We start from the raw sequence: 20,474 nt of genomic DNA on the forward strand, positions 1-20,474 counted from the left end.
GAGAATGTATTGGTTTGTAATTCATCTTATTACCTAAAATACAAAATACCCTTTTTGAATAAACATTTTGGAAGGTTAAATTGACTTTACATTCGTTGTAAGACCATTCTTAACGATGAAAACCACAAAACAAATAACACTTTTTTATAAGTAGGAAGAATTTTTTGTTTTTAAGAAGGGGGCTGCTTTTGGGATAAGAATAGTTGTCTATTTAGGATGAGAAGAGATGGTGTGTTGCGTAAATTATGACAGTTTTTATAATAGTAATAATTGCTTTATTTCATGATAGCAGACGACTTGTCATGAAAGTAAGGGTGTGGTACATTATTTGTATCTTTACCAAGAAAAATAGAAAAACAAAACAATAGAATATGTATCCAGCAGATTTAGTGAAGCCAATGCGAGAAGATCTTACGAATATCGGATTCGAAGAATTACATACAACAGAAGCTGTTGATAAGGCAATAGATAGAGAAGGAACTACATTGGTTGTTGTAAATTCAGTATGTGGATGTGCAGCGGCAAATGCTAGACCAGGAGCGAAAGCTTCTTTAGATAATGGAAAAAAACCAGACCATTTGGTGACGGTTTTTGCAGGGGTTGATAAAGATGCCACCAACAAAGCCAGAGAATATATGATTCCGTTTCCTCCATCCTCTCCTTCTATGGCTTTATTTAAAGATGGAGAACTAGTGCATATGTTAGAGCGTCATCATATAGAGGGAAGACCAGCTGATATGATTGCAGAAAATCTAAAAGATGCATATAACGAGCACTGCTAATGATTTTTTTAGCAGATAAAATATAAAACCGTTTGTTTATCAAACGGTTTTTATTTTAGGAAACTATTGGTTTCCTAAAAATAATATCAGACCTTGCAGCGTTTTTAATTGATAATTTTTGATAAACAAACTGCTTGCATCTCTAAACAGTTTTTTGTCAATGATGTATACGTTTATGGAGTTAATAAAAAAGATCATATCTTATCCGTTAAGTGCTGTTTTTTTGTTACTTTTTGGATTGACATTATTGGTGTTCCATCCATTGCAATGGCTTGGTTTAAAATTAGGAGGAGTCAAAGGTCACAGAGGAGTTGTTAATATTATGAATTTAGCAATACTTCGTTGTCTTCATTTTTTAGGAGTAAAGTTTAGTTTTAAAAACAAACATAAACTTCCTGATGATCGTCCTTTAATAATAGTTTCTAATCATCAAAGCATGTTTGATATCCCATTAATCTCTTGGTATATGAGACAATGGAAACCAAAATTTATCTCTAAAATCGAATTAGGAAAAGGAATTCCTAGTATTTCTTTTAATCTTAAACACGGGGGGAATGTGTTAATTGATAGAAAGAATCCGAAACAGTCGATCCCGGCTTTATCAAAATTCGGAAAATTCATTTCCGAACATACATTTTCGGCGGTTATTTTTCCTGAAGGAACAAGAAGTCGAAATGGTAAACCGAGAAAATTTGCTGAAACAGGATTAAAAATTTTATTTAAATATGCTCCCGATGCAGTTGCTGTACCTGTGACGATAAATAATAGTTGGAAATTGGTACGTTATGGTAATTTTCCGATGGGAATAGGGCTTCATTTATCATTAGAAGTACATGAACCATTAGAGATCAAAACAACCAAGACAGATGTCTTGATAGAGACCTTAGAGCAACGAGTTGTGGAAGGAATACGATAAGTAAACAAAAGTTATATTATTATGGCGTTAGATAATATTAGATTAGAAGTAATGCAATTACTGGAAAAGAAAATTGATTCTTTTATAGATAAGTTTCTTATTCCGGTAGAAAAGATTTGGCAGCCGACAGACTTTTTACCTGACTCACAAAACGAAGATACGTTTTTTGATGAGGTAAAAGAATTAAGAGAATTGGCGAAGGAATTACCATATGATTTTTGGGTAGTTTTAGTAGGTGATACCATAACAGAAGAGGCGTTGCCTACGTATGAGTCCTGGTTAATGGATGTGGAAGGAATTAATCAGCAAGAAGGAGGTAATGGATGGTCCAGATGGGTGCGATATTGGTCAGGAGAAGAAAATAGGCATGGAGATGTGCTAAATAAGTATTTGTATTTATCCGGAAGGGTGAATATGATCGAAGTAGAAAGGACAACCCACCACCTGATTAATGACGGGTTTGATATAGGAACTGATAGGGATCCGTATAAGAACTTTGTCTATACAAGTTTTCAGGAATTAGCAACGTACATTTCTCATAATCGAGTAGCAAAACTTGCAAAACAATATTCTAATAAGTCTTTATCAAAAATGTGTAGAATTATTGCAGGAGACGAGATGAGACACCATAACGCATATAGCGAGTTTGTAAAAAGCATTTTTGAGGTTGATCCCAGCCAGATGATGGTTGCTTTTTGTGATATGATGAAAAAGAAAATCATAATGCCTGCTCATTTCTTGAGAGAGTCGGGTCAGTCTATAGGAACAGCATTCGAAGAGTTTTCATGGGCAGCACAGCGAATAGGTGTGTATACTTCTCAGGATTATATAGATATAATGGAACGATTGATAAGCAGATGGGAAATAGACAAACTAGTCGACTTAACTGACGAAGCAGAAAGAGCACGTGATTATGTGATGAAATTACCGGCGAGAATGAAGCGAATTAATGAGCGATTGGTAATCCCTAATGAAGTTTTTCAGTTTAACTGGGTAGCTCCGGCTTTGGCTAAATAAAAATTAAATACTATGAGTGCCTTCGATCTTGTTGTTTCGAATACAATTACTTTTGTCAAAGAAGAATTAAAAGAGGCAGAGGGGGGACATGATTGGTTTCATATAGAGAGGGTTTATAATACTAGTTTGCTAATTGCTAAAGGCGAAAATGTAAATTTGGAGGTCGTAAGTCTCTCTGCGTTATTACATGATATAGCTGATTCAAAATTCCATAACGGGAATGAAGAAATTGGACCAGAAATAGCTAGAAATTTTTTATTGAAGCAACAGGTTAATTCTCAGACAATAGATCATGTAGTTAAGATTATTGAGAATATTTCGTTTAAAGGAGGAAATGTAAAACGAAGTTTTTCTTCACCAGAGCTTTTAGTCGTTCAGGATGCAGATAGATTAGATGCAATTGGAGCGGTTGGAATTGCCAGGTGTTTTAATTATGGAGGGTATAAGAACAGGGCTTTGTACAATCCTGAAATCTCACCAAATCTGTCCATGACCAAAGAAGAATACAAAGCATCAACAGCTCCTACTATTAATCATTTTTATGAAAAACTGTTGTTGCTCAAAGATCGTATGAATACAGAAACAGGAAAAAAAATTGCAGCTCAGAGGCATGAGTTTATGGAGCAATTTTTAGCACAATTTTATAATGAGTGGGAAGGTAGGAGTTAATTCAGCTCCTACCTTCATATGATTGGAAAGTTCGTTTTTTGATTGGGCATGCCTTTTTAGCTAAAAAAGCTAATAGCAAAGTTTATTAGAATGATAAAATAACTTAAAATGAAGTTTAATAGGAGTTTTAGTAATGCTACCATGATTCAGTAATTAATTTTTCCGTTATAAATTGTTACTAGCTTTGTTTCTCGTTGATTCACGAATGAAAGCGTAAACCGATCGATGTCTTTGTAATCAGTCACTTTCTTTATAAGTAACTGATTGATTCTTTTTGTTTCTTTTTTTAAATCCGAATACTGGCAATTTTTTAATTCGTATTCAGCACTTTCTGTAGAACTTCCCTTTTCAGTAGATTCTAATCCTTTGATGTAGATTAGTTGTTGGATCTCTTCACAATCACAATAGGATTCCAAAACGTTTAATATAGCAGTCGATTTATCTTCTTTTTTATTGGATAGAGTAGAGAAGATAATTGCTCCTCCTACGATGGTACCTAAAATAAATAAAGCGATCTGCTGTTTCATCAATGGTTTTTTTGATCAGAAATTTTTACAATAGCAAAGTACCTCCATTTATATGCTATATACAAGAAAAGCTTCCCTCTTTTTATGAAAAACGGGTGCTTTTTAAGGTGTTAATATGTTGGTTTTGAGTATTTTGTGTTTTGTTTGTTTCGGAATGAGAAGAAAGAAGCTATCAGCCCTATTTTTATGAATTTAGGGTGTTTTTTGAGAAGTTTTGTCCTGAGATTTCAGTTTTTTAATATAAAAAGATGGAAGAAGTCCTGTGTGAATTTTAAAATACTTAGAGAAAGAATCTGAACTTTTATATCCTACTTCCTTAGCAATAGATTTAATCGAAAATAATCTGAATTTTGGATCGTTTTTTAAACGGAGAATAGCATAATTAATTCGTAAGTCATTTATGTATGCATGAAAATTTTTGTCAAAATGAGTATTGATAACCTTAGATAAATAAGAAGTATTTGTGTTTATCTTCTTAGCGACATTGTATAGGTTACAATCCGTATTCAAAAAATATTCTTGTTGTTCTAATTTTTCCAACCCTTTCAAAATGTTTTTATGCAAGCTCTCATTAATATCATGGGATTCTGTTAAGGAGGATTTTTCAATCTGTTTTGAGGTGCTTTCTATTTGGTCGTTCTTGTGAACTCGAATAGCCTCTTGTTGTTCTATTCTGGAAAGTAATGCATTAAATTTCTTTTGGTTTCTTTTCTTTATATGAATAAAAAAGAAAGAAAATGTCAGTAAACCTGCTCCAGCAATGGCTAAAGCGATTTCAGAGTAAGTACGTCTGTTTTGTTGTTGTTTTTTTTGTTGCTGAAGCGAATTTATTTGCCCCTCATATCCGGCAATAGTTGCTTCTCGTAATTTTTGAGAAACGGTAGATTTTTTATTGTTTAATTTACTTAGACTTAAGATATACAGCTCGTAATAAGTGTTTGATTTTTCGATGTTTTCACTCTTTTTATGAGCCATTCCTAATAGTTTGTAGCATTTGCTAAGCTCATCGGAATTCCGGTATTTTTTTGTTAGGAGAGGTAAGGCTTCTTCTAGTGAAGCAATACTTTTTTGGTAATCTCGCGATTCGTAAAAACATTCAGCAGTAAAATTTAATATTTTCCCTAAAAAAACAATGTCATTCGCCTCATGAGATAACTCTTTTGCCTGTTTTAAGAAGGTCAATGCCTTTGGATAGGCTTTTTTCTTCATATAAATAAGACCTCTATGCATTAAAAGATCTATATGAATGTTGTAGTTTTTAATTTCTTTAGCGATAGCGATTCCTCTGTTGTTAGTTAGTAAAGCATTATCCAGTTGGTTCAATAGGATATAAGCTTCGCTTTTTCTAGCAAGGACAAGTGCTAAATTTCGTTTTTTTAAGCGTGGTCTGATATTGGGAATCGTTTGTTCGCTTTGCTGTAGTCCTTCCAGCGCACCATGGGCATCTCCTGTACGTAATTTTATAAACTGAAGATTAGCATTTAAAGCCCATGATAGAAAAGTGTCTTCTGTTTTTTTGGCTATTGATAATGCCTCGTAATAAATGGTAGTAGCATGATCATACTCTTCGATATCGAAATAATGATTCCCCTTAAGTGTGATTAAATTGATTAATATTTGAGGTTTTAATCCATTGTCTCTGGCAATATTAATTGCATTATCAATGTATTGTATAGCAAGCTTGTTTTCACCAGAGTTTAGTGCTGCAGTACTTAGGTATTGCATAGCAATAATCATATTGTCGGTGTCTTTTTTTTCGAAAGCAGTTTTATAGAGTAATTTACTCAATGACGTTATTTCGTCAACTTCACTTTCTTCTAGAGACCGTATGCTATGCAGCAAGTTTTCGATCGTTTTATTAGATGTAATAGCATCATACTGTGCTATTGTAGATTGAATAGCAAATAAGAAAAAAAATAGTACTCGAAACGTACTCATGAAGTAATGTAGATAAAACGGTTGCTGTATTCAAATGTACTTAAAAAACTTTAAAACAATCGATATTGTCCATCTTTATACTGCTGATGCAATTCACAATTAAGAAGTATCGCTTCATTGTCTACAGGAAAGTATTTTTTTCGGGCGATTGCGAAGAGTTGATGGATTTGCTCTGCAATTTTCCCGGAACCTTTCATACGATGACCAAAAGTACTGTCATTGAGCTTTCCCAGGTGACATTCTTCAATTTGGTGCAATATTTTGTCTTTTTTGTCAGGAAGAGTGTTTTCTAACCAGGTGGTAAATATCTGCCCGATGGCCCCGTTTAATCGAACCACAGTGTATCCAATACTTTGAGCTCCCCGGGAAGCAACTTCTTTGGTCAGAGGTAAGATTTCATGACTATTGATTGAGGGGATAATTGGAGCCATCATTACATTGGTGGGAACAAGAGCTTTATTTAGTGCCTCTACAGTTTCTAATCTTTTTTTTATACTGGAAGTCCTGGGTTCCAGAATTCTTCGGGTTTTTTCTTCCAGAGAAGTAATAGAAATCATAACAGCAATGAGATTGTCTTTTGCTAATTGTGATAAAATATCCAGGTCTCGAAGAATGAGTGCGTTTTTGGTAATAATTGTAACCGGGTGTTTGTATTTTAAAAATAAAGAGAGAAGCCTTCTGGTAATTTGTAGTTTTTTCTCTATTGGTTGATAGCAATCCGTATTCCCTGATAAGGAAATAGGCGAGGCTGACCAGTGTTTACTTCTTAGTTTTTTTTCTAATAAGACCGGAGCATTTTTCTTAATTAAAATTGTATTCTCAAAATCTAACCCAGCTCCATATCCCCAATATTCATGTGAGTTTCTGGCATAACAATATACGCATCCATGCTCACAGCCTTGGTATGGATTTAGTGAATAATACATGCCTACATCCGGGCTTTTTACCTTATTTACGATTGTTTTTGGGAATACATTTATAAAGGATGTTTCTTTTTTTCTGATGTGTTCTCCTTCATGGAAGCAATAATTTAGGAAATCATCTCTGACCTCATGAGTGTGTGAAAAAAAAGAATTGTTGATGTTTTCTTGTGCTCCCCTTCCTTTTATGTAGTTTTTTGACTTCAATTTTTTATGAGCAAAATACAATATATTTTGGAATAAATCCTAATAAAATAGGAATAAATCCAATTATTGTATTAAGAATAAATATGTATATGGATAATTGTGGAATAGGTAGATTATAGAAAAAACAATATTTTTACTCCTAATAAGATTTTGATAATCCATAAATCATTACAGTAATAAAGAAACACATATCAGGATGAAACAGCTATTTTTATTAGTAGGACTGACGCTACTTTTTTCTTGCAAAAAAGAAGTAAAAGAAGAAGTTCAGAAAGACACAAAAGCGAATGTAGAAGAACCGGTAAAAAAACAAACGGGAGAGAATTTTGGAATTGTAATTCACGGGGGAGCAGGAACCATACTTAAGAAAAATATGACTCCAGAAAAAGAAGCGGAGTATAAAGCCAAATTGGAAGAAGCTGTTCGAGTTGGGCATGCAATTCTTAAAGAAGGGGGAACCAGTCTGGAAGCGATAGAAAAAACGATTAATATTTTGGAAGATTCTCCTTTGTTTAACGCAGGAAAAGGAGCTGTTTTTACCCATCATGAAACGAATGAAATGGATGCGTCTGTAATGGATGGGGCTACACTAAACGCAGGAGCTGTTGCAGGGGTAACGACTGTAAAGAACCCGATAAATCTGGCTAGACAAGTAATGACAAATTCTCCACATGTATTGTTGTCTGGAAAAGGAGCAGAGCAATTTGCAAAGGAGAGAGGGATAGAGATTGTAGACCCTTCTTATTTTTATACCGAGGCAAGAATGAATACATTGAAGCGTGTAAAAGAAAGAGAAGCGCAAAAGACAGCCGGAAAAAAGACAGCCTTTTATGATGCAACGATAAAAGATTCGAAATTCGGAACTGTAGGTTGTGTTGCTCTTGATAAAAACGGGAACCTTGCGGCAGGAACATCTACGGGTGGAATGACAAATAAAAAATGGAATCGTATAGGAGATTCTCCAATCATCGGAGCAGGAACATATGCGAATAATAAAACATGTGCAGTGTCTAGTACAGGATGGGGGGAGTATTTTATACGAGCTATGGTTGCACATGATATTTCCGCTTTAATGGATTATAAAGGAATGTCATTAAAAGAAGCGGCAAGTCTGGTTATACAGAAAAAGGTGAAAGACCTTGGTGGAGATGGAGGTATCGTCGCAATAGATCATGAAGGAAATATAGCTATGGAATTCAATACAGCAGGGATGTACAGAGCGGCAATGAATGCAAAAGGAGATGTTACCGTAGGAATTTATAAAGAAGAGTAAAATAACCCTCTGTAGAACTAAGTTCTTACAGGGATGTATTACAAGAGAAAAAGTTTGATAAGATGCTTTTTGAAGATCTCCTTTTGAGGAGATCTTTTTTATTTAATAAAAGTAGCAAAACCACTGTTTTCAGTGATATAATTCGTATTTTATTGGTTAATTTTACAGATCCGAAAACAACTAAAGTCCATCCAGATGAATTGTAAACAAATTAACGCTTTTTTAATTGCGTTAGTCTTACTTATTTCTTGTAAGAATAGCGATCAGAAGAAAATAGAAAACCTTAGTGAACCCCATAAGTATGAGGAGTATATTTCTCAGGTATCAACAGGAGTGATATCAGCTTATGATAAGATACAGGTAATATTGCAAAATCCGATAGCAGGTTGGAGTGATCATCAGGAGTTATCAAATGATATTATAGAAATATCTCCAGCTGTTAAAGGGAAATTAATAGCAGTAAACAATAGAACACTTTCTTTTGAGCCAGAAGAAAAACTAGCACAAGACACTTTCTACACATTTACGTTGGATTTAGAAAAACTGGGAGTTCAGGTAACAGAAGATCTAAGTAATGATTTTGTTTTTGGAGTACGAACTTTGGAGCAGCAATTTTCTGTGTTTACAGATCACATACAATCATATGATAAAAAATGGCAATATGTCGAGGGAACGATCACTTCCAGTGATCAATTGCAAATAGAGACAGTGAGGCAATTAGTAAACGCCTCTCAGAAAGGAAAACAATTGTCAATAGATTTTGAAGATCAGGCTGTGTTAGGAAGGGAATTCGTTTTTCGAATTGATAGTATTCAGCGATTCGATAAGGATTCTGAAGTAAAGTTAGTGTGGTCTGGGGATTCGTTTAATATTGATTCAGAAGGAGAAGACCTGATAAAGATTCCTGGGAAGGATAACTTTTCTGTTTTAGCAGTGGATATAGCAGATACTGAAGAAAAATATATTGAAATTAATTTTTCTGACCCTTTACAAAAAAATCAAAACTTCAATGGACTGGTTACAATTTCTGGAGTTAAAAATTTGAGATATACTGTAGATAGAAATATTCTTAAGGTATATCCAAAGAGTGATCCGGTGGGAATGTTAGAAGTGATGGTTTTTCAAGGGATAAAAAGTGAAGATGGGTATAAAATCAAAGAAACCTATAAGCAGCGAGTTTCTTTTCAGCAACCCAATCCAGAACTTCGGTTATTACAAAGTGGGGTAATTCTTCCAACATCGGACGATCTGAAGTTTAATTTTGAAGCGATAAATCTGAGAGCTGTAGAGGTTGAAGTTGTAAAAATCTATAAAAATAATGTGCTTCAGTTTTTGCAAAGCAATAACCTGGGGGGAGCTAGTGATATTCGTAGTGTGGGGAGACCAATAGCAAGAAAACTCATTAATCTTCAAAATAACAAGACTAAGAATCTAAGCAAATGGAATGCGTTTGCAATTGACCTAAAGGAATTAATCGTTCCGGATTTAGGAGCTGTTTACAGGGTAGAACTAACCTATAAAAAAGAATATTCATTATACAAATGTAATGGTGTTGTAGATACAAGTCCATTAAAAGAGTTGGAAGATAATTTTGATGAAGAGAACAAAGAATCCAGCTATTGGGATAGTGCACAGTATTATTATGATTATAATTATGATTACAACTGGAGGGATAGAAATGATCCATGTACGAATTCATACTATTATGATAAAAAAGTAGGAGCGAATATACTGGCTTCTAATTTGGGAGTTGTTGTCAAAAAAGGGGCGAATAACTCATGTATGATCGCAGTAAATGATATTATTACTACAAATCCTGTTTCTAACGCCAAAGTACAATTATTCAATTATCAGCAACAAGAGGTTGCAGTCGGAACTACAGATGCAGAGGGAATGGTAATCATAGATGCAGAATCTGCTGCCTTTTTTGCTATTGTAACCTCTGGAAAGCAACAAACCTATGTCAAACTTAATGATGGTAATGCGTTATCAGTGAGTAAGTTTGATGTTGCTGGAGCAAAGCTGAAAAAAGGAATAAAAGGATTTATATATGGAGAGCGAGGAGTGTGGAGACCTGGGGATACAATCTTTCTCTCGTTTATGTTGAATGATAATGCGAATAAGCTACCGGAAAATCACCCGGTAAAACTGGAACTTAGAGATCCATATGGGAAGTTAGTACATCAAGAAACAAAAACAACAGGAGTCAATAATTTCTATGCTTTTGAAATTATTACTTCCGAAGAAGACCCTACAGGAAACTGGAATGCCAAAATAGCGGTAGGTGGAGCCAGTTTTAATAAGCAGTTAAAGATTGAAACCATAAAACCCAACAGACTAAAGATCAAAACTACTTTTGAGAATGAGGTATTAAAGAATAATACCTTAATAAAAGGAGGGGTAGAAGTGCTTTGGTTACATGGAGCGGTTGCTAGAAATCTGAAAGCTGATGTTACTGCACGTTTTTCAGCTAAAAAAACTAATTTTTCGACATTTCCCGGTTATGTATTCGATGACCCTACGAGAGAATTCGGAACGGAGGAGCAAGAAGTTTTTAAGGGCAACATTTCATCCGAAGGAAAAGCCTCATTTGATTTGAGACCGGTTTTACATAAAAAAGCAGCAGGAAAATTAAATGCTTCTTTTGTGACGAAGGTGTATGAAAATGGAGGAGATTTTAGTACAGATGTAATATCCAAAGAGTTTTCTCCTTATGAGGTATATGTAGGTTTAAATACGCCAAAAGGAGATAAAGCAAGAGGGATGCTACTGACGGATACACCACATAAGTTCGAAGTAGTTTCTGTTGATGATAAGGGGAAAATAGTAGGGAATAGAGAATTAGAAGTGCGTATTTATAAAGTAAACTGGAAATGGTGGTGGGATACTTCAGAGGATAACTTGTCATCATATAACGGGAGTAGTTATCATACGCAGATTTTCAAAAAGAATGTGACAACGGGAAATAATGGAAAAGCTACTTTTCATTTTGAACTGAAATACCCTGAATGGGGTCGTTATCTGGTTAGAGTAGTTGATACTAAAGGAGGGCATGCTACCGGAAAAACAATGTATATCGATTGGCCGGGATGGGCAGGGAAATCAAGAAAAAATGATCCTTCGGCAGCTACAATGCTATTATTTTCTACAGATAAAGATTCTTATAAGGTAGGGGAAAAAGCAACCATTACTTTCCCATCGAGTTTAGGAGGAAGAGCTCTGGTAACTGTAGAAAATGGAACAGAAGTTCTTAATTCGTTTTGGGTTTCTGCTAAGAAAGAAGAAACAAAATTTGAATTACCGATAGAAGCTATTTATACACCAAATGTGTATATACATATAACCTTATTACAGCCACATGCCTTTACACAGAATGATTTACCAATCCGACTATATGGAGTAGTACCAATTGCTGTCGAAGATCCTGCTACCAGAATTGTCCCAACACTGAAAATGCCATCAGTGTTAAGACCTGAAGAAACGATTGAGGTAAAAGTAGGAGAAGAAAAAGGAAAGGAAATGACATATGCTATTGCTATTGTCGATGATGGATTATTAGACCTTACCCGATTTAAAACACCAAATCCATGGGATACGTTCTATGCCAAAGAAGCCCTGGGAGTAAAAACCTGGGATGTATACGATGATGTGATAGGAGCCTACGGGGGGAGTATAAATCAGATTTTTAGTATTGGAGGAGATGCCGAAGCAGGAGGAAGTAAATCTAAAAAGGCAAATCGATTTAAGCCAATGGTGGTTTATTTAGGTCCTTTTGAACTAGAAAAGGGAAAAACAAAGACACATACGATCAAAATGCCTAAGTATATAGGGTCTGTAAGAACAATGGTTGTTGCATCAGATGCTGAGAATGCTGCATATGGAAGCGTAGAAAAAACTACTCCGGTGAGAAAACCATTGATGGTATTAACCTCCGTTCCAAGAAAAATAACTCCTGGAGAAAGAGTGACTGTTCCAGTTACGGTTTTTGCGATGGAAAACAAAATAAAAGATGTAACGGTTTCTATCAAACCTCAGGCAGGATTTACAGTCGTAGGAGAAACAACAAAGAAAATCTCTTTCCCTAATCCAGATGAAAAGATGGTGTATTTCGATATAGAAGTCTTGCCTGGTGTAAGGGCTACAAATATTGAGGTGATAGCAGCAGGAAATGGTGCTAAGTCATCCTATAATACTCCAATAAAAATTGTGAATCCTAATCCGGTAACCACAGAAGTGACCTCGGTAGTATTAGAACCTAATAGCGAAAAATCAATAGATATTGCTTCTTTTGGAATAGCAGACAGTAATAAAGTTGTGTTGGAGTTCTCTTCGATTCCTCCTATGAATTTTGAATCTCGATTACAATATCTGATCCAATATCCTCATGGATGTGTAGAACAGACAACATCTTCTGTATTTCCTCAGCTGTTTGTAGGAGATATCTTTGACTTATCTTCCGATCAGAAACATCGTGTTCAAAAAAATGTAGAAACTGCTATTGATAAGATTAAACGTTATATACGACCAGATGGGGGACTGTCCTATTGGCCGGGTGCGACAAATGCAAATGACTGGGGAACTACTTATGCAGGACATTTCCTGTTAGAAGCCTCTAAAAAAGGATATGTATTACCAATAGGATTTAAAAATAACTGGGTACGATATCAACAAAGAGTTGCTCGCCAGTGGAGAAGAGGAGGAAACGATTTAGCGCAGGCATATCGCTTATATACATTAGCATTAGCCGGCAGACCGGATTTAGCTTCGATGAATAGATTGCGGGAAACAAAGAATATATCATATAATGCAGGAATACGGTTAATTGCTGCTTACGCATTGATAGGTCAGAAAGTAATAGCAGAAGATCTCTTAAAAGAGGTTAAGAAACCTAAAGAAGAAAAAGAGAAAAATAATAGATATACCTATGGTTCTAAATATAGAAATAAGGCAATGGTACTGGAAACCAAAATGATTTTACAAGATAAAATTGGGGCAAAAGAAATTGCAGATCAACTAGCGCAGGCATTAAGTGCTGATGAATGGATGAGTACTCAGACAACAGCTTATGTGTTACAGGCAATGTCTAAATATGTGCTTTTCGTAGGAGGAAAGGGAGTGAAAGCACAATATGTGCTAAATGGGATATCAAATAGTATTTCTTCCTCTAAAACAATGACGAACACTCCAGCGATGAAACTGAAGAAAATGAATGCGTTATCATTGAAAAATTCAGGAGAAAACACAGTGTTTGTTCAGATAGCAAATAGCGGAGTATTGGAGGTTGGAAAAGAAAAGGTTCTAGAACAAAAAATAAGAACAATTATTGATTACAAAGATAAAAAAGGAAGTAATATAGCCGTAGAACAATTGTCTCAGGGAACGGATTTTGTTGCAGAAGTTACGATTACAAATACGACTCATGAAGAGATCACAAATGTTGCTTTGTCAGAAATGTTTCCTTCAGGATGGGAAATTGTCAATACGCGTTTTACTGAGTACGGTATTTTTAGACCAAGTGAAGCTACCTATACCGATATACGAGATGATCGTGTTCATTTTTATTTTGATTTAAAAGCACAGGAGAGTAAAACATTTACGATTTTACTAAATGCATCCTATATAGGGAGATATTATTTACCTGGAGTACAAAGTGAAGCTATGTATAATAATTCATATATGTCAAGAACGAAAGGGAAGTGGGTGGAAGTAGTTCAGTAGAGTGAGTTATTTTCAGCCTCCTTTTATTGATGTTTTAATCATTGAAGTTAGGAAATTGGGATTAGAGTAATCGGAGTTATTCGCCAAAGGAGAGAAAAGTGTATTTGAAAGAACTGTTTAGACAAGCAGCAAAATACATGCAATCTTCTAGTGGATATATAAAGTACGGTTTATTAAAATGTATAGGAGAAGATAAGAAGGGATTCAGCGATTCAGATGAATATCAGAAATGGAAAGAATTACTTCGTCATTTCTGTGATTTGTTTTCCTGTGGTAGAATATTATAACCCCGTTCTGAAGTAGTTCGCTGTATTTAATGAATTTTGTTGAAGGTGATACGACATACACTATTAGGTATAATTAAGAAAAGACCTTTGTTAACTTCTGTAATAGGAGGGGTATTCTTATGGTTTTATTTCTGTTTGCCTGCTACGCTTTTTAAGGAGCCCACTTCTACGGTTGTTGTTGGGAAAGATGGAGGGCTTCTGGGAGCAAAAATAGCAGAAGATGGACAATGGCGCTTTCCTGAAACTGATAGTGTTCCCTATAAGTTTGAGCAATCATTGTTGATGTTCGAAGACCAACAATTTTATTACCATCCAGGTTTTAATCCTGTGGCTATTTTTCAGGCGATAAAGAGAAATGCCAAAGAAGGAAGGATTGTCAGGGGAGGGAGTACACTTACACAACAGTTGATACGGTTATCGAGAAAAGGAAAAAAAAGAACATATACAGAAAAAATAATTGAACTAATTCAGGCGACTCGTCTGGAATTAAAAGAATCCAAAAAGAATATTTTACGCCTGTATGCATCACATGCTCCTTTTGGAGGCAATGTCGTAGGAATCGATATGGCGTCATGGCGATATTTTGGGTTGCCAGCTTATCAATTATCATGGGCGGAATCGGCCACATTAGCAGTATTGCCTAATGCTCCATCGTTAATTTATCCGGGAAAAAACCAGATAAGACTAAAAAATAAAAGAGATCTCGTTTTAAAAAGATTATTGGAAAAAGAAATTATTGATAGTATAACCTATACGCTTTCTGTTGCAGAAACCTTGCCTCAAAAACCCTTTCCTCTTCCGCGACATGCTCCGCATCTTATCGATTTTTTAGAAAAAACACATAAAGGAGAGCTCCTGAGAACTACTATTGACGAGGTATTGCAGAAGCAAGTAAATGTGGTAGTAAAACAACATTATGAAGTGCTGAAACAAAACGATGTACATAATATGGCAGTATTAGTAATGGATGTAAATACAAGAAAAGTGCGTAGTTATATTGGAAATACGCCTACTACTAAAACACATCAAAAAGATGTGGATATTGTACAAGCAGCAAGAAGTACGGGAAGTACATTAAAGCCGTTGTTATATGCTTTGATGATGGATAAGGGAGAGTTGTTGCCTAAGCAACTGATATCAGATGTCCCTACAATTATTTCAGGGTATCAGCCTAAAAACTTTGATGAGAAATTTAGTGGAGTAGTATCAGCAGATAGAGCTTTGGCACGCTCGTTAAATGTTCCGGCAGTACGGTTGTTGCAGCAGTATGGGCTGCAGCGATTCAGAGATGAAATGAATGTTTTTGATATCGAAGGAATTTCATTTAGTGCAGATCATTATGGGTTGTCACTGATTCTGGGAGGAGCAGAGGCAAGCTTGTGGGATTTATGTAAGACGTATGCAGGGTTCTCAGGGATATTGACCAATTACACAGAAAGCTCTAGTGAATATTACGAGTCTGAATTTGTTACGCCTATTTTACTTACAGAACAAAAGATTGATTTCGGGAGTTTGAAGAAAGAGAAAGAGTTTCTGGGAGCAGGGAGTATCTGGGCTACTTTTGAGGCGATGAAAGAAGTAAACCGTCCACAAGAAGGAGAAGCCTGGAAATTTTATGATTCATCTAGAGAAATTGCATGGAAGACCGGGACGAGTTTTGGGAATAGAGATGCCTGGGCAATTGGAGTTACCAGGAATAATGTAGTAGGAGTTTGGGTTGGAAATGCAGATGGAGAAGGAAGACCGGAGCTTACCGGGTTAAATGCAGCAGCTCCAGTTCTTTTTGATGTGTTTAATTTGTTGCCTGATGCCAAGTGGTTTGAAAAACCATATGATGATTTGAAGGAAATCGAAATATGCAAAAAAAGTGGATATGTAGCTGGCAGTAATTGTCCGAGAGTACTTAATCACATCCCGGTAACAGGAATATGGTCATCACCATGTGCATACCACACCTTGGTTCATTTGGACGCAGAAAAGAAATATAGAGTTAACTCATCGTGTGAGCCCATTTCGGATATAGTACATGAATCCTGGTTTGTACTTTCTCCACTACAAGAGTTTTATTATAAGCAGAAAAATGCTACGTATAGATCATTGCCTCCTTTTAGAACAGATTGTCAGAAAGAAGGAAAGCAAATGATGGATTTCATATTTCCAAAACCGAATAGTAGTGTGTTTTTACCTAAGGATTTTACAGGAAAAACCAGCGAAGTTGTTTTGCAAATAGCACATAATCACCCCGGGTTGAAAGTGTTTTGGTATGTAGATGATCGTTATATAGGAACTACAGAACAATTCCATGAAAAAGCCATACAACCTAGTATCGGAGAACATACAATTACTGTAGTAGATGAGTTGGGGAATACTCTTAAGCGAGTTATTGAAATAAGAGAATAAGGTTTTCTCGGTTATTGAGGTTTATAGATGGAAGTTTGTGCAGAAAGTAAACTCTCTTGATATTGTAATGCTTTGTGTGTCTGTCTCAGAGGAATCCACTATGTTAAAAAATACTAAAAAGTCTTAAAAAACAGGATTTTAGTGATAAAAAAGTTAAAAAAAGATTGAGGACTTAAAGTGACTTTGTAATTTTAAATTAGTAAAACACAATCATCTAATTGAAATTATGAAAAGAATATTGCTGTTTTTAGTAGCATTGTTACTGGTTTTTTTAGAAGGACAATCTCAGGTTAGTCAAAAAGGAACTCCGGTTTTTGAAGGAAGAAAGGTGGCTAAATCTGCAAAAATGATGAAGGTGCATCTACCTTCTTTAGATATTGAAAAATTAGAAAAAGAAGATATCGAAGAAGAAAAAAAAGGTGTACCGATGAGGTTTGCCTATGGACATAAAGTGGTATTGAATTTCGAGAATTCAGGAAATTGGTTTACGGCTAAAAATGGAGATAAGTTCTGGTTGCTGGAAATAGAATCTACAGGAGCAAAGTCACTAAATATAACATTTGATGAGTTTTTTATGGCTGAAGGGGCGTCTCTGTTTGTCTATAATGAAGGAAAGACAATGGTAAAAGGAGCTTTTACTTCTTTTAATAATAAAAAGACAGGGGATTTTAGTATTGCACCAGTTAAAGGGGATAAGATCATTTTAGAATATTACCAACCTAAAACAGTAAAAGGAAAATCCAGGTTGCAAATTAGTACTGTTGCGCATGATTATAAAGGAATATATAAATTAGCCAAAGATTTTGGTGATTCAGGAAGTTGTCATAATAATATTAATTGTGATGAAGGAGATGGATGGAAAGACCAAAGTAGATCAGTGGCTCTAGTTACTCTAGGAAATGGTACGCGCTGGTGTACGGGAACATTGATAAATAATTCTAAAAATGATGGAACTCCTTATTTTCTGACGGCAAATCACTGCACAGAAGATGAAGGAAGAAATCCTGCTAATTGGATTTTTATTTTTAATTATGAATCTCCTTCTTGTGAGAGTGTAGAAGTGAGTACGGATGATTCGATATCTGGATGTCGGGTATTGGCTAATGGTGTAGATTCAGATTATTTGTTGCTGGAGTTGAGTGTTACTCCTCCAGAACGATATAATGTTTATTACAGCGGATGGGATGCCAGAGAAATAATACCAACTAATACAGTTGGAATTCATCACCCGTGGGGAGATATAAAGAAGATATCTTTTGATCATGATGCTCCTGAGGTTACAAAGTATTATGATAGAGAAAAAGGAAGTGGGATTACTCATTGGCATGTCAAAAATTGGGAAAGTGGTACAACAGAAAAAGGGTCTTCCGGGTCTGCACTGTTTAATCCGGAAAAAAGAATTATAGGGCAACTGCATGGGGGCGATGCTGCATGCGGGATTATTGATAGTGATTGGTATGGTAGATTATCAGTTACTTATCCAAATATATGTCAGTGGTTAGCTCCAGGATGCTCAGAGAAAGTGATGGATGGATATCAACCGATAATAAGTGATATTGTAGATAATGAGCGACCAACAAAAGTTACTGGAGTAAGAGTAGATGATGTACAGGAAACAACGATTCGTGTTTCTTGGAACTCTTCAACAGATAACCGTAACGTTATAGGGTATTATGTGTATGTGAATGATAAGTTATCTGCTTTTGTGGAAGACACAACAGTACTTCTATCGGAATTAAGAGGCGGGACTCAGTATATAATAAAAATAAAAGCAAGAGACGAAGTAGGTAATGAGTCCGATTTCAGTGAGGAAGTGCTTGTCGAGACATTGCCGGAAAAACCCTGTGAAGAAATTTCTGTATGGGAAGCAGGAACTGAGTACGAGCAAGGGAATATGGTGGTATATAAAGAGCGTATTTTCTTTAAAGATTATTCCGAAATAGGCTGGTCATACATAGGAGTGTGTGGAGAAGGGGAGATTAAGGGGTCGATTGAGTTTCCTCCTGTAAAAAATGAGCTGAAAGTATATCCGAATCCAATTTTAGAGAATACGTTGTATGTTTCTTTTAAAGCAAACAATGATGCTGTGATGTATGTGTATGATGTTAGTGGGCACGTAGTAACAAAAATGAAATTTCAATCATTTTTACCAGTTGGGAAGTTGCCGTCAGGGATGTATATCTTAGAGGTGATATCTAATGGACGAAGCTATCAGAAAAGATTTATAAGAAAATAAGAGAAAGGTCTTATTTTGATAAGGTTCCCTTCTCTATAAAAAAATGATTGTTTAGTATAGCTTATATACGGCTCCAAAGGAGAAAGTAGATTCTTTGTTGTAGTTTCTACCATCTATTGCAAGTCCATATCCCGAAGATATTCCAAGAATGTTTTTGTATAAAGGTACATAAAGCCCAAAATGCAAATTGGTGAAGTCAACTTCTGTTTGAGGAAGTGAACTAGGACCTCCGGCTGCGACAAATTCATCAGACCCAATATCAAAACCAGATGTGGAATTCTGAAGACCAATTTTGGCATGCGCATAAAAAGAGTCATTAAAATAGCCTACTTTAAAACTGCTTAAGAAAGCATTGGGAACATCGTAATCAGAATTATTCCGGAGACTATATCCTGCCTGTACCTCTGTAAATAAGTTAAAAGAGGTGGTGTATTGTAATACTGCTGAACCATCGAATGTGGTTGCGTCAGTGCCTATGGATAGAATTCCTCTACCATCATACCCCCCAACAGGAATGCTTGTTCCTGCTGCTGCACCAATGGTAATATTGGAATTATCTTTGAATTTTTTTTCAAAGGCTTTGACTTTTAAAAATAGTTGTAAGTCTTGTAATCCTGAAACCTTACTTTTTCCTTGAACAGGATCAATAGCTCCGTCATTACTTTTTATTGATATATGCGGAAGTGTTACTGTAGTAGATAACCAATCAGTGATTCCGTACTCCCCAAAAAAACTAAAAATTGAAGAAGATATTTTACCAAAACCAGCAGGATTTCCATCAGTAAGCGTGGTACCTCTGTAAAATTGATCATAGCTTTTGGTAGTGTAAGTAGTGGCAATCGTCAGCTCATTTTTTTTGTGATAAAACCCGTTGATTGGAGTTTGAGAAAAGCTCCAAATAGGAAGTAAAAAAAACAAAAGACGAGCCAGTGAATTTAGTGATTTGTGTAGAAGATTCATTGTGAAAAAATTAAATGTTAATGGCTTTAGACGCTTTTGTTAAGAATTGCTTAATGTTAAAAATTGTTAATTTTTAGTTAACAAATCTAAATGCTCCATTCGACAAATGGATGTTTGCTCAATTGAGAGTTGTAATATTTTTTATCACCAGTAACCTCTTCTCCTAACCAAATAGGACGTTCGAATTGCTCGTGTTCATGGGTTAATTCAATTTCTGCAATGATTAAACCTGAGTTTTCTCCAAAAAACTCATCGACCTCTACAGTATGATTTCCTGCAGGGATGGTATACCGAGTTTTATCAATAATTCCTTTTTTACAAAGCGATAACAGCTGTTTTGCTTCTTTCAGATTAATTTCTTTTTCCCATTCGAATCGCGTAGTGCCAGTAGCGTTTCCTTTTCCTTTTATTGTGATGAACCCTTTTTGACCATAGATTCGAATTCGAACAGTTCTTTCGGGATCAGTGGATAAAAATCCCTGAGTAATTCTCGCTTTGCTAATAGCATTTTTTTTAAAATCGGAAGACTTGATCAGAAATTTTCTTTCTATTTCTACCATAAAAACAATTTTTAAGAAAGAGACAAAGGTACGAGTTCTTCTGTATGTTTATTAGAGATTAAAA

General features: G+C 35.4%; 14 protein-coding genes. 9 read left to right on the plus strand and 5 right to left on the minus strand.

Annotated features, from left to right (window positions below):
- Window positions 1-371 precede the first annotated feature (371 nt).
- From ACFSTE_RS06595 to ACFSTE_RS06610, 4 genes are all read left to right on the plus strand, one after another.
- On the plus strand, window positions 372-782 hold the full coding sequence (locus tag ACFSTE_RS06595) for a BrxA/BrxB family bacilliredoxin (RefSeq protein ID WP_176028421.1): 411 nt from the start codon (window positions 372-374) through the stop codon (window positions 780-782).
- Window positions 783-942: 160 nt separating this feature from the next.
- Window positions 943-1,698: a lysophospholipid acyltransferase family protein gene (locus ACFSTE_RS06600; RefSeq protein WP_254884116.1), complete on the plus strand. Its 756-nt coding sequence runs from the start codon at window positions 943-945 to the stop codon at window positions 1,696-1,698.
- Window positions 1,699-1,719: 21 nt separating this feature from the next.
- Complete coding sequence (locus ACFSTE_RS06605; RefSeq protein WP_176028422.1) at window positions 1,720-2,715, plus strand: acyl-ACP desaturase; 996 nt, start codon at window positions 1,720-1,722, stop codon at window positions 2,713-2,715.
- 12 nt (window positions 2,716-2,727) lie between these two features.
- Window positions 2,728-3,384 (plus strand): HD domain-containing protein, encoded by a 657-nt coding sequence (locus ACFSTE_RS06610; protein ID WP_378257514.1) that lies wholly within the window; start codon window positions 2,728-2,730, stop codon window positions 3,382-3,384.
- A gap of 146 nt (window positions 3,385-3,530) precedes the next feature.
- Here the strand turns inward: ACFSTE_RS06610 and ACFSTE_RS06615 are convergent, their stop codons facing one another.
- The 3 genes from ACFSTE_RS06615 to ACFSTE_RS06625 all read right to left on the minus strand — a co-directional run bounded on the left by ACFSTE_RS06615 (window position 3,531) and on the right by ACFSTE_RS06625 (window position 6,976).
- On the minus strand, window positions 3,531-3,911 hold the full coding sequence (locus tag ACFSTE_RS06615; RefSeq protein ID WP_378257513.1) for a hypothetical protein: 381 nt from the start codon (window positions 3,909-3,911) through the stop codon (window positions 3,531-3,533).
- A gap of 192 nt (window positions 3,912-4,103) precedes the next feature.
- A complete protein-coding gene (locus ACFSTE_RS06620) occupies window positions 4,104-5,849 on the minus strand; it encodes a helix-turn-helix domain-containing protein (RefSeq protein ID WP_378257511.1) in 1,746 nt (581 codons plus the stop codon).
- Between the two features lie 50 nt (window positions 5,850-5,899).
- Window positions 5,900-6,976, minus strand: a complete 1,077-nt coding sequence (locus tag ACFSTE_RS06625; protein ID WP_176028426.1) for a PA0069 family radical SAM protein — start codon at window positions 6,974-6,976, stop codon at window positions 5,900-5,902.
- Between the two features lie 196 nt (window positions 6,977-7,172).
- On the opposite strand from ACFSTE_RS06625, the gene ACFSTE_RS06630 reads away from it, so the two are divergent.
- From ACFSTE_RS06630 to ACFSTE_RS06650, 5 genes are all read left to right on the plus strand, one after another.
- A complete protein-coding gene (locus tag ACFSTE_RS06630) occupies window positions 7,173-8,249 on the plus strand; it encodes an isoaspartyl peptidase/L-asparaginase family protein (RefSeq protein WP_378257509.1) in 1,077 nt (358 codons plus the stop codon).
- 195 nt (window positions 8,250-8,444) lie between these two features.
- Window positions 8,445-13,967: an alpha-2-macroglobulin family protein gene (locus tag ACFSTE_RS06635; protein ID WP_378257505.1), complete on the plus strand. Its 5,523-nt coding sequence runs from the start codon at window positions 8,445-8,447 to the stop codon at window positions 13,965-13,967.
- Window positions 13,968-14,071: 104 nt separating this feature from the next.
- Window positions 14,072-14,254 (plus strand): hypothetical protein, encoded by a 183-nt coding sequence (locus tag ACFSTE_RS06640; RefSeq protein WP_378257503.1) that lies wholly within the window; start codon window positions 14,072-14,074, stop codon window positions 14,252-14,254.
- An 87-nt stretch (window positions 14,255-14,341) separates the two neighbouring features.
- Window positions 14,342-16,654 carry a penicillin-binding protein 1C gene (pbpC, locus tag ACFSTE_RS06645; RefSeq protein WP_378298043.1) on the plus strand — a complete coding sequence of 771 codons (2,313 nt, stop codon included), beginning with the start codon at window positions 14,342-14,344 and terminating at the stop codon, window positions 16,652-16,654.
- 226 nt (window positions 16,655-16,880) lie between these two features.
- Window positions 16,881-18,890, plus strand: a complete 2,010-nt coding sequence (locus ACFSTE_RS06650; protein WP_378257499.1) for a T9SS type A sorting domain-containing protein — start codon at window positions 16,881-16,883, stop codon at window positions 18,888-18,890.
- Window positions 18,891-18,941: 51 nt separating this feature from the next.
- Here ACFSTE_RS06650 and ACFSTE_RS06655 read toward each other — a convergent pair whose 3' ends face one another.
- Both ACFSTE_RS06655 and ACFSTE_RS06660 read right to left on the minus strand, forming a co-directional pair.
- A complete protein-coding gene (locus ACFSTE_RS06655; RefSeq protein ID WP_378257497.1) occupies window positions 18,942-19,850 on the minus strand; it encodes a transporter in 909 nt (302 codons plus the stop codon).
- 86 nt (window positions 19,851-19,936) lie between these two features.
- Entirely contained in the window at window positions 19,937-20,410 is a 474-nt protein-coding gene (locus ACFSTE_RS06660) for a CYTH domain-containing protein (protein WP_176028432.1), read from the minus strand.
- Between the last annotated feature and the right edge of the window lie 64 nt (window positions 20,411-20,474).

Origin of the sequence: Aquimarina hainanensis, assembly GCF_042684685.1 — a bacterium.
GTDB classification, from domain to species: domain Bacteria; phylum Bacteroidota; class Bacteroidia; order Flavobacteriales; family Flavobacteriaceae; genus Aquimarina; species Aquimarina hainanensis.